Here is a 10,827-nt window from a genome sequence, read left to right as displayed (position 1 = left end):
TCGCAGTCGTGCGCGGGCTGCTGATCCATCTCGGCAGACCGGGCGGGGCGAACCAGCGGCAGCGGCTCGACTGATCCAGGCCCAGCCAGCGTCCAGGTCGGCCAGACTGCATTCGTGACAGGCCCGCGGACGATCAGGTGGACGCCGTGGCGGTTCGTGACCGTGTTCGGCGTCGTCAGCCTGCTGTCGGACGTGGTGTACGAAGGTGCCCGGTCCGTCATCGGTCCGTACCTGGCCACCTTCGGCGCGTCCGCGGCCCTGGTCGGGCTGGTCACCGGCGCCGGGGAAGCTACCGCCCTGGCCGGGCGCCTGGTCACCGGACCCCTCGCCGACCGTACCCGGGCCTACTGGCCCCTCGTCGTGGTCGGCTACGCCGTGACCATGGCCGCCGTGCCCGCGCTCGGGCTGACCACCGCGCTGTGGCTGGCCGCGGCACTGTTCGTCGCGGAGCGGGCCGGCAAGGCGATCCGCGGCCCGGCGCGGGACGTCATGATCTCTCACGCCGCCGCGGCCGTGGGCCGTGGCAAGGGCTTCGCCGTCCACGAGGCGCTCGACCAGACCGGCGCCGTTGCCGGGCCGTTGCTGGTCGCCGCCGTACTGGCCGCCACCGCACACAACTATCGGCCCGCATTCTTCGCCTTGGCCGTACCCGCCGTGGCGGGAATGCTCGTGCTGCTGTGGCTGCGCGCCGGCGTGCCCGACCCGCGTCGCTTCGAACCGGGGCCGCGACCCGGCGCCCCGCCCGCCCCACCGGGCCGGCAGCTACCCCGCGTCTTCTGGACCTATCTGGCGTTCACCGTGCTGACCACGGCAGGTTACGCCACCTTCGGGGTACTCAGCTTCCACCTCGCCACCCGCCATGTCGTACCGGTGCCGGTGGTGCCGGTCGTGTACGCCGCCGCGATGGGCATCGCCGCGCTCGCCGCGCTGGCCTCCGGGTGGCTGTATGACCGGGTCGGCGTCCGGGTGCTGGTCGTCGTACCCGTGCTGACCGCCCTGATCCCGTTGGCTGCCTTCACCACCACCTCGGCGACCGCGGTCGCCGGTGTCCTGGTCTGGGGCGCCGTGCTCGGCCTCCAGGAATCCACCATGCGTGCCACCATCGCCGACATCGTCCCCGCCGCCCGTCGGGGCACCGCGTACGGAATCTTCGCCGCCGGGTTGGGCGGGGCGACCCTGGTCGGCGGGCTGCTCACCGGCGCCCTCTACGGCTACTCGATCACTGCCGTGATCGTCACCGTGGCCGGCATCCAGGCCGCCGCCCTGGCCCTGTTCCTCGCCATCGTCCGACCGGTTGCCCGAGCCCGGCTTCCGCGAGCCGGCGGCTGACGTCCGCCGGTGTCCGCGCCCGTCGACGGAACGTCGCGGGCGGCACGGGCGGCGGGGACCACGCCGCCCACCCGGTCCGGTTCCCGGCCGGCCCCGGTCTACAGCCGCAGCCGGGTGGCGCGGTCGTACGTGTCGGCCGGGTCCTCGCCCCCGGTGAGGTCCACGTCCTCGACGATCTGTCCGTCGCCGAGCCGGACCAGTCGGTCGCAGCGGGCGGCGATGGCCCGCTCGTGCGTGGCGAGCAGGATCGTCATGCCGTGCTGGTCACGCAGGTCGAGGAGCAGGTCGAGGATCTGGGCGCCCGTGGTCGAGTCCAGGTTGCCGGTCGGCTCGTCGGCCAGCAGCAGTCGCGGCGCGCCCATCAGGGCCCGAGCGATCGCCACCCGCTGCTGCTGGCCGCCGGAGAGCTGGGCCGGGAGGGCCCGTTCCCGACCGGCCAGCCCGACCGCCGCCAGCAGCTCCCGGGCCCGTGCCGCGTGGTCGGCGCGGCCCCGGCGGGGCAGCACCGGCGCGATCACGTTGTCCAGCACGGTCAGCGCGGGCAGCAGGTGGTAGCGCTGGAAGACGAAGCCGATCCGCTGGCGGTAGCGGGCCAGGGCCGCCCGCCGCAGCGCGGAGACCTCCACGTCGTCCACCGTCACGGTGCCGCGGTCGGCCTGCTCGATCGCGCCGATCATGTGCAGCAGCGTGGACTTGCCGGAGCCGCTCGGCCCGGTCAGCGCCACCACCGATCCGGCCGCCACGTCCAGGGACACGTCGTCGATGGCGGTGAGCCGCTCGGCGCCAGTGCCGAACTGCCGGACGAGTCCGGCGGTGCGGACCCTGCTGCCCGTGGTCGCGTCCATGGTCACTCCTCTGCCAGTAGTCGTGCGGTGGGGAGGCGGCGCAGCAACGCGGCCGGGACGAGCGCCGACAGGCAGGTGACCAGCACCCCGGCCAGCGCCACGGTGGCTGCCACCAGCCCCAGCGCGGCCGGCAGTTCGCCGACCAGCCAGGCCGCCCCGCCGAGCCCGAGACCCGCACCGGCGCCGGCGCCGAGCACCCCGAGGGAGAAGCCCTCGTAGCCGACCAGGCGGCCGAGCGCCGCGTCGGTCCACCCGGTCGCCCGAAGCGTCGCCAGTTCGGCGGCGCGGTCCCGGATGTTCAGGTAGAGCACGTCGGCGACCGCGGCCGCCCCGAGCAGCACCGTGGCGACCGCGGCGAGGACGTCCGCACGACGCACGCTGAGCGACACGGTGTCGCCGAGCAGACTGCCCACGATGGCGCCGCGGAAGGCGTACGCGGCGGCGGCGACCAGGGTCAGCGCGGCCACCCCGATGGCCAGCGCGCCCGCGCCGAGCAGGGTGCGGCCGGGGGTGCGAACCAGGTTCACCAGGGCCAGGCCGGGCAGGGTGCGCGGTCGGCGTACCCAGCGGGCGGCGGCCACCGGCGGGCTCAGCGCGGCGGCCGGGTGGGCGCGCGCGGCCCGCAGCGCCGGTGCCAGGCCCGCGACCAGCGCCAGCAGCAGGGCCACCGGTACGGCGAGCAGGGCGTGCCGCCAGTCGACACCGATGTCCAGCGCGGCGCCGAGCGGGAAGACGAGGCCGACGGAGAGCCCTCCCGCGGCCAGGCCCAGCGCGGCGACCTCGCCGAGGATCAGCGCTCCGATCCGCCGGGCCGGCCAACCGAGGCAGGCGAGCACCGCCAGCTCGGGGCGGCGGTCCCGGACGGCGGCGGAGACTGCGTTGCCGAGGAACAGCACGCAGACGACCAGGACCAGGACGAAGAGCGCCGCGCTCTTGCGGTCGACGGCCTTGGTGATGGTGGAAGCGACGCCGAGGGCCGACCAGTTCTCGGTCAGCCGCAGCTCGGGGCGGCCGAACGCGCCGGCCGGCAGGTCCACGGTCTGCGGGGCGGGCGAGGAGCCGAGGGTGATGTCGACGTCCAGGCCCGTGGCCTGGGCGATCCGCTCGGCGATCAGCCGGACCCGCTCGGCCGACCGCTCGCTGTACCCGTGCACGTCGGTGACCCGGACGCGGATCGCGCTGATCGGGGCGGTGCGCTGCGGGCTGGTGCCGTGCCCCAGCAGACCGGGCATGCTGGCCAGGGTGGTCAGCAGCAGCGGCGGGGCGGAGAGATAGCCGGCCGGGTTGCCGCTCGGCTCCAGCGGTTGCCCGCCCAGCGCGGCCCGGCTCCGGTCGTCGGCACCCTGCGCCACCGGCGGCTCGTACGTCTCCAGCGGCACCTTGCCCAGGTCGCTGAAGCCGGTCAGCTTCTCCGGGTCGAAGAGGCCGACCGCGCGCCACTGTCGCGCGTCCTGGTCGCCGGGGCCGAGCCGCAGGGAGGTCAGTGGTCGGAAGCTGGTGTCCTCCGTGAGCCAGGGTCGGGGTAGCGAGGTGAGGGTCGTCCCTTCGCCCTTGTAGACGTCCGGATCCGGGGACGCCGTGCGCACCCGCAGCCTGCCGTCGGCCTGTTGGTCGTACGTGGCCCGGCCGGCCTGCACGACGACCTGCAGTTGGCCCCAGCAGCAGCCGTCGAAGCTCAGTCCACCGGCGAGCTGAGCTCGGTACGCGCTCAATGCGTCCTGCTCGGTGCCGCCGGCCGCCACGGCCGGTGCCCCGCGCAGCGCCGCCGCCAGGTCTTGCGGCGGAAGCCCGGCGAGGCTGCGGTCGGGCCGCAACCGGGTGTACGTGGTGCGGATGGCGCCGTCGACGAAGGGCCGGCTGGTGGCGAGCACCGGCATGCGGCGGATGGTCAGCCCGCCCCCCGCTCTGGTCACGGTGGTGGTGTCGATGGCGGCGAGCGGACGCCCCGACACCACGGCGTCGGTGAGTCCGACCAGGCGCTGCTCGGCGTCCGGGTCGACCGCGGCGAGCAGGAACGGCACCGTGAGCCGCAGTGAGATCGTCAGACGGGCGGCGGACTTCGACGAGGGCGCGTCCGGTCCGCTGCCCGCTGTCGACTGCTCGAAGCGCCCGTCCGGCAGCAGTCGGAACGTGTCGACCCGCCACGTCTGCCGTTCGGTGAGGGTGGTCAGCGAGTTGCTCTGTTCGACCTGGAGATCACAGACCGGCTCGGTGCGCCCACCGTCGAGCACCTCCCGGGGCAGCAGACCGCAGTCCTGGGTGTCGTACGTCCGCCCGTCGGTGTACCGCACCGCGTCGGGGCGGTACTGGTCGCCGATGACCGCATAGTGCAGCCGGTGCTTCGTCACGTACACGTAGGTCGGTGCGGCGGGGGCGTGGGTGAGCCCGCGCTCGGCGAGGAAGGTGCGGTCGATCCGGATGACCTGGCGGTCCAGCGACCGGTCGACCACGTCGGTCAGGTCGATCGGCATCTCGATCGGCGTGGTCGAGTAGCCGAGCATCGCGATCGGGGCCGCCACGTCCACCCCCTCGACGGCCTTGACCTGCTCGTACTGGGCAGTGGTGATGCCCCCGTAGAGCCCGGAGAGGTAGTTGGGCCGGACCAGCCGCCGCTGCGCCTCCACGGGCGTGCGGGTCCCCTTCGGACGGACCAGGATGTCGTACGCGGCGCGGGTGTTCCGCTCGACGGTGCCGGTGACGGCCAGCCGCGAGGTGGTGGTGGCGCCGGTCAGGACGACGAAGCCGGTGGTCGCCACCAGTACGCCGATCAGCAGCGCCACCGACCGTCCCGCACGGCCACGAAGTTGCCCCCAGATGAAGTGGAACATGTCGCGCCTCCCCGTGTGCTGACCCACACTGTGCGCGATACATTGTGACAATGCAAGGCCCCTCCGGCCGAGCTGTCCGGAACCGGATTGGAGGAGACGGTGGCGATCCAGCACGCGGTCCTGGCCCTGCTCGCCCGCGGCCCCAGCTACGGCTACGAGCTCAAGGGCGCCTTTGAGGCGGCAGTCGGCCCACAGTGGGGCCCGCTCAACATCGGGCACCTCTACCAGATCCTCGACCGGCTCTCCCGGGACGGCCTGGTGGTCGCCGAGCGGCAGGCCCAGCCGGTCAAGCCTGACCGGGTGGTCTACGAGATCACCCCGGCCGGCCGGACCGAGCTGGACCGCTGGCTCGCCGAGCCCAGCCCGCGCAGCGGTGGCTTTCGGGACGACTTCTTCCTCAAGGTCACCGCCGCGGCCCGGTCCGGCGAAGCGGCGACCGTCCGGACCGTGCTCGGCAACCAGCGCGCCCACCTGATGCGAGAGCTGCGCAACCTCGACGGGCTGCGCCGCCGGGCCGACGACCCGGTGGTCCGGCTGCTGCTCTCGGCCGCCAGCCGGCACGTCGAAGCCGACCTCGCCTTCGTCGACGACGCGGAGTCGGCGCTGCTCACCGACGGGGGAGCGGTGCTGCACGACCTCGCCGCCGACGCGCCCGGCCGCAGGGCCGCGCCGGAGGAGGATGGCCCCGCCCGCGCGGTCGGCTGACGCCTGCTCGGTGCCACCCGGACCGCGCGCCGCCCGACGGAACGTCCACCCGGGGCGCGCCGCCTGCCCGTCGGCCGGCATCCGCCCGGGCCGACGGCACGCCCGGCTAGGGCTGGTGCGGGTGGCGGAGGCCGTCGAGGTGGTCGGTGAGGACGGCGCTGGCGCGGTCGGGCGGCATCAGATCGGGGTGCAGCAGCGCGTGCAGGGCGAGCCCGTCCAGCAGGGCGTGCAGTCGCGCGGTTTCCCGGTCGGGGTCACGGTCGGCCGCCATCAATCCGTCGGCGGCGAGCGCGGCGACGGCGAGTCCGGCCGCTTTCCGGATGCCGTCGTCGGCTTCCTTCATGCGGTCTCGGGCCGCGGGGTCGACCTGGGTGCGGGCGGCGAGCAGCAGCCACACCTCCGCCTCCCGGGCGCGTTGCCGGTCCAGCGGCAGGAGCTCCTCCAGCATCCGTTGCACCACTTCGCGGGTAGGCCCGGTCCGGTCCTCGGCGGTGAACCGCTCGGTCGCCTTCGCCATCACGTGTTCCATGGCGAAGACCAGCAGGTCGGTCTGCGTGGAGAAGTAGTGCCGCAGGGCGCCGGGGGACCAGCCGGCCTCGGCGGCGATGCTGCGGACGGTGGCCGCTGCTACGCCGTCGCGGTAGACGACCCGCCACGTGGCCTCGGCCAGTTCAGCGCGACGAGCGTCGTGGTCGACGATCTTCGGCACGGACCCCTCCGGATGGACGTGGGCGACGCTTGCTACGGTTATCGCACAGCGTACTAAAAACGGAGGTGCTGATGCTCGTCGGACTGATCGTCGCCTGCGAGGTGGCCTTCTGGGTGCTGCTGGCCGCCGGGCTGATCGCGCGCTACCCGCTGCGCCGCCCCCGGCTGGGCGCCGCCCTGCTGCTCGCGGTGCCCGTGGTCGACCTCGTACTGCTGGTCGCCACGATGATCGACCTGCGGGCCGGCGGCACCGCCACGTTCGCCCACGGCCTCGCCGCCGCGTACCTCGGCTTCTCCGTGGCCTTTGGCCACGGCCTGGTGCGCTGGACCGACGAGCGGTTCGCGTACCGGTTCGCCGGTGGTCCGCCGCCCCGCCGAGCCCCGCGCTACGGGATGGCCCGAGCCCGGCACGAGTGGCGGGAGTGGGGCAAGGGCATGCTCGGCTGGGCGATCGCCTGTGCCGTGCTGCTCGCCGGGATCGCCCTGGTCGGCGACGCCGACCGCAGCCAGGAACTCTGGGCCTGGCTCGCTCGACTCAGCCTGGCCATGGGGGCGTGGCTGGTGTTCTGGCCCCTGGCCGACACGGTGTTCCCCAAGCGGCCGCCGGGTGGCTCGGGCGGCGTGGGGATCGTCGAGCGGAGTTGACCGCCCGAGGGACTGGTCGTTTCAGCCTGTCCTCAGGAACGGGGTGCGAGGGTGCCGCGCATGCAGCTGGACAGACAGTACGACTCGGCGCCGCGGATGCGGCAGATGCTCAACAAGGTCCCCGAGGTCACGGTCTTCTTCTGGGTCATCAAGGTCCTGTCGACGACCGTCGGGGAGACGGCGGCGGACTTCCTCAACGTCAGTGTTCACCTCGGGCTGACCGGCACCACCCTCGTCATGGCCGTCGCGCTGGTCGCCGTACTCGTGCGGCAGTTCCGGGCCGACCGGTACGTGGCGTGGATCTACTGGCTGGCGGTGGTCCTGGTGAGCATCGTCGGCACGTTGATCACGGACAACCTCTCCGACAACCTCGGCGTGCCGCTCGGGGTCAGCACGGCGGTGTTCGCGGTGCTCCTCGCGGCCACCTTCGCCGTCTGGTACCGCAGCGAGGGCACCCTGTCGATCCACTCGATCGTGACGACCCGGCGGGAGGCGTTCTACTGGACGGCGATCCTGTTCACCTTCGCGCTGGGCACCGCGGCCGGAGACCTGCTGTCCGAGCGGCTTGATCTGGGGTACCTGCTCTCGGGCCTGATCTTCGCCGCGATGATCGCCGTCGTGGCCTCCGCGTACGCTTGGTCGTGGCTGAACCCGATCGTCGCGTTCTGGATCGCCTACATCCTGACCCGCCCGCTCGGCGCCTCGCTCGGCGACTACCTGACGCAGAGCCGGGACGACGGCGGGCTGGGCCTCGGCCCGGTGATCACCAGCGGGCTGTTCCTGGCGACGATCCTGGTCCTGGTCGGCTACCTGAGTGTGACGAAGCGGGACGCGCCGCCTCCCGTCGAGGCGCCGTACCACCGGGCCGCTGCGCTGCAGCGGTAAGTCGCTACCGGTCCCGCAGCCGGGTTGACGTCCCTGAGGCGAGCGACGATCGAAGGCGGACGTCAACCCGGACCTGCGGGCCGGGGGAGAGGAGTGACCTGGTGCGCGTGCTGGTGGTCGAGGACGAGTCAGCCCTCGCCGAGGTGATCCGCAACGGTCTGGCCGAGGAGGGCTTCGCGGTCGACGTCCAGCACACCGGGCCGGACGGGCTGTGGGCGGCCACCGAGAACCCGTATGACGTGGTCGTGCTCGACATCATGCTGCCCGGCCTCAGCGGCTACGAGGTGTGCCGGCAACTGCGGTCGCGGGGGGTGTGGACCCCGGTGCTGATGTTGACGGCGAAGGAGGGCGAGCACGACCAGGCCGACGCGCTCGACCTCGGTGCCGACGACTACCTGACCAAGCCGTTCTCGTTCGTGGTGCTGGTGGCCCGGCTGCGCGCCCTGGTGCGCCGGGGCGCCCCGGCCCGCCCGGTGGTCATGACCGCCGGCGACCTGACCGTGGATCCGGCCAGACGGCTGGTCACCCGCGACGGGCAGCCGGTCCGGGTGACCGCCCGCGAGTTCGCGATGCTGGAGTTCCTGATACGCCACCGCGGTGACGTGGTGTCCAAGACCCAGATCCTGGAGAACGTGTGGGACGCCCACTTCGACGGGGACCCCAACATCGTCGAGGTGTACATCAGCTACCTGCGCCGTAAGATCGACCAACCGTTCGGGCGCTCGGCCATCCAGACCGAACGCGGCATGGGCTACCGGCTGGCCGCCGACGGCGGCTGACCCCCTCAGGGCCTTCTCAGATACGAGCTGCCACGCTGCGGTCATGGCGGGCAGACGTGGACCAGACGGAGGGCCGGTGCGGTGGCTACGCCGGCGGCTCGGGGTGCGGCTGCGTTCGGCGCTGGCCGCGGCGCTCGTGGTGGCGTTCGCCTTCGCCGTCGGCGCGGCGGCCTTCGTCTACACCGCACGCGCGGACCTTGCGGGCAACGTCGACGCCGCCGCGAGGCAACGCGCCGACGAGGTGGCGGCCGCCGTGGCCAGCGCAAACCAGGACGCCCTCGCCCAGACCCTGAAACCCAGCCCCGGCGAACAGACCCTGGTGCAGGTCCTCGATCCGTCCGGGCGGGTGGTGAGCGCCTCGGCGGCGCTCGCCGGCGTGGCGCCGCTGTCTCCGCTGCGGCCGCGGCCCGGACAGGTGCTGCACGAGCAGCGGCTGCTGCCGTTCGCCGACGAGGACCCCTACCGGGTGGTGGCGGAAGGGATCGCCACCACAGCCGGAACCCGTACGGTCCTGGTGGCGCAGTCGCTGCGGCCGGTCAACGAGAGCACCGAGGCGGTCGCCGCGATCCTCGCCGCAGGGCTGCCGGCGATGCTGCTGGTGGTCGGCGCGGCGGTCTTCCTGTTCGTCGGACGCGCGCTGCGCCCGGTGGAGGCGATCCGCCGCCGGGTCGCCGGGATCACCGCCCGTGACCTGCACGCCCGGGTCCCGGTGCCACCCGTGCACGACGAGGTCGCCGCGCTCGCCGAGACGATGAACAGCATGCTCGACCGGCTGGAGACGGCGGCCGCGAGCCAGCGACAGTTCGTCGCCGACGCCAGCCACGAGCTGCGCAGTCCGCTGGCCACCCTGCAGGCCGGTCTCGACCGCCTGGCGCTGACCGAGGCGCCCGCGGCGCACGCCGAGCTGGTCGGGCTGCTGCGCAGCGAGACCCAACGCCTCGGTCGCCTCGTCTCCGACCTGCTCCTGCTCGCCCGGATCGACGAGCACGCCCACGCGCCGCGCCGCGACGACGTCGACCTGGACGACCTCGCCTACACCGAGCGGTACGGCGTCGCCACCCGCCGGCCGGACCTGACCGTCCGCGCTCACCTCGCCCCCGTACGCGTCGGTGGTGACGCCCACGACCTGGGTCGCGCGCTGCGCAACCTGACCGACAACGCCGCGCGGCACGCCCGCTCCGAGATCGTCCTCCGGGTGGCCGTCAGCGACGGCTGGGGGCTGCTCGACGTCACCGACGACGGCCCCGGCGTCCCCGACCCGGAACGGGAACGCATTTTCGACCGATTCGTCCGACTCGACGACAGTCGGGCCCGGTCCGACGGCGGCAGCGGTCTGGGCCTCGCGATCACCAAGGAGATCGTCGCGGCGCACGGCGGCACCGTGAGTGTGCTGCCCGGTCCGACCATGACGGTCCGGATCCGCCTGCCCCTGCGGCACGGCACGCACTGACCGGACCCTCCTCGTTCTTCAGGCTCCTCTCAGGCGGCGGCCGGCAGGCTGCGGGCAGCCGGCCGAGTGGGGGAGCCGGGTCGATCGGGAGGCAGCAGGGGCAGATGAACTACCACCTCTTTCAACTGATCAACGCCGCCGCCGGCGTCAGTGACCCGGTCGACGACATCTTCGAATGGCTCGCGGTCTGGCTGATCTACGTGCTCGGCGTCCTGGCGGCCGTGCCCGTGCTGCGCGGCCTGCGGCGGGAACGGCTCGCCGTCATACGCGTGGCAGCGGTCCTCGCGCTGGCCTTCGCCGTCGGTCAGGGCGCCGCCGCGATCAGCACGGAGGTACGGCCGTTCCAGACCCATCCGGTCCACCAGTTGATCCCGCACGCGGCGGGACCGTCGCTGCCCAGTGACCACGCCACCGCGGCGTTCGCGGTGGCTTTCGCCGTCGGCGCGTTTCTCTCCCGACGGTGGGGGGTAGGGCTGGCCGTACTGGCCGTGCTCCTCGGATTCGCCCGCGTCTGGACCGGCGTGCACTATCCCGCGGACATCCTCGCGGGCGCGGTCATCGCGGGCGCTGCCGTCGGCGCCGTCGGCGTAGGCGGGTGGGCCTACGAACGATGGGCGAACCGTCGCCGGCCGCACACCGCCCCCAGCCGTTAG

Annotated in this window: 10 protein-coding genes; 7 read left to right on the top strand and 3 right to left on the bottom strand. The window is 73.4% G+C overall.

What is annotated here, in order from left to right; all coding sequences use genetic code 11:
• Positions 1–27 precede the first annotated feature (27 nt).
• Positions 28–1,329, top strand: coding sequence for an MFS transporter (locus ACFYOS_RS07240; RefSeq protein WP_387136774.1), 1,302 nt, complete (start codon positions 28–30; stop codon positions 1,327–1,329).
• Between the two features lie 98 nt (positions 1,330–1,427).
• On the opposite strand, the gene ACFYOS_RS07235 is transcribed toward ACFYOS_RS07240, so the two are convergent.
• Both ACFYOS_RS07235 and ACFYOS_RS07230 read right to left on the bottom strand, forming a co-directional pair.
• Entirely contained in the window at positions 1,428–2,174 is a 747-nt protein-coding gene (locus ACFYOS_RS07235) for an ABC transporter ATP-binding protein (protein ID WP_387136561.1), read from the bottom strand.
• Positions 2,175–2,176: 2 nt separating this feature from the next.
• Positions 2,177–5,002 (bottom strand): FtsX-like permease family protein, encoded by a 2,826-nt coding sequence (locus ACFYOS_RS07230; protein WP_387136559.1) that lies wholly within the window; start codon positions 5,000–5,002, stop codon positions 2,177–2,179.
• Positions 5,003–5,101: 99 nt separating this feature from the next.
• Between ACFYOS_RS07230 and ACFYOS_RS07225 the strand changes: the two genes are divergently transcribed.
• Complete coding sequence (locus tag ACFYOS_RS07225; protein ID WP_387136557.1) at positions 5,102–5,707, top strand: helix-turn-helix transcriptional regulator; 606 nt, start codon at positions 5,102–5,104, stop codon at positions 5,705–5,707.
• Positions 5,708–5,813: 106 nt separating this feature from the next.
• On the opposite strand, the gene ACFYOS_RS07220 is transcribed toward ACFYOS_RS07225, so the two are convergent.
• Positions 5,814–6,416 carry a TetR/AcrR family transcriptional regulator gene (locus tag ACFYOS_RS07220; protein WP_387136555.1) on the bottom strand — a complete coding sequence of 201 codons (603 nt, stop codon included), beginning with the start codon at positions 6,414–6,416 and terminating at the stop codon, positions 5,814–5,816.
• Positions 6,417–6,487: 71 nt separating this feature from the next.
• Here ACFYOS_RS07220 and ACFYOS_RS07215 point away from each other — a divergent pair, with 71 nt between their 5' ends.
• The 5 genes from ACFYOS_RS07215 to ACFYOS_RS07195 all read left to right on the top strand — a co-directional run bounded on the left by ACFYOS_RS07215 (position 6,488) and on the right by ACFYOS_RS07195 (position 10,827).
• Positions 6,488–7,060: a hypothetical protein gene (locus tag ACFYOS_RS07215; RefSeq protein WP_387136553.1), complete on the top strand. Its 573-nt coding sequence runs from the start codon at positions 6,488–6,490 to the stop codon at positions 7,058–7,060.
• A gap of 60 nt (positions 7,061–7,120) precedes the next feature.
• Positions 7,121–7,945 carry a hypothetical protein gene (locus tag ACFYOS_RS07210; RefSeq protein WP_387136551.1) on the top strand — a complete coding sequence of 275 codons (825 nt, stop codon included), beginning with the start codon at positions 7,121–7,123 and terminating at the stop codon, positions 7,943–7,945.
• A 101-nt stretch (positions 7,946–8,046) separates the two neighbouring features.
• Entirely contained in the window at positions 8,047–8,724 is a 678-nt protein-coding gene (locus ACFYOS_RS07205) for a response regulator transcription factor (protein WP_387136549.1), read from the top strand.
• A gap of 76 nt (positions 8,725–8,800) precedes the next feature.
• Complete coding sequence (locus ACFYOS_RS07200; protein WP_387136547.1) at positions 8,801–10,174, top strand: sensor histidine kinase; 1,374 nt, start codon at positions 8,801–8,803, stop codon at positions 10,172–10,174.
• 104 nt (positions 10,175–10,278) lie between these two features.
• Positions 10,279–10,827, top strand: a complete 549-nt coding sequence (locus ACFYOS_RS07195; RefSeq protein ID WP_387136545.1) for a phosphatase PAP2 family protein — start codon at positions 10,279–10,281, stop codon at positions 10,825–10,827.

This window comes from Micromonospora sp. NPDC005806 (genome assembly GCF_042871425.1).
GTDB lineage: Bacteria > Actinomycetota > Actinomycetes > Mycobacteriales > Micromonosporaceae > Micromonospora.
This window is presented reverse-complemented; position numbering and strand designations above follow the sequence as displayed.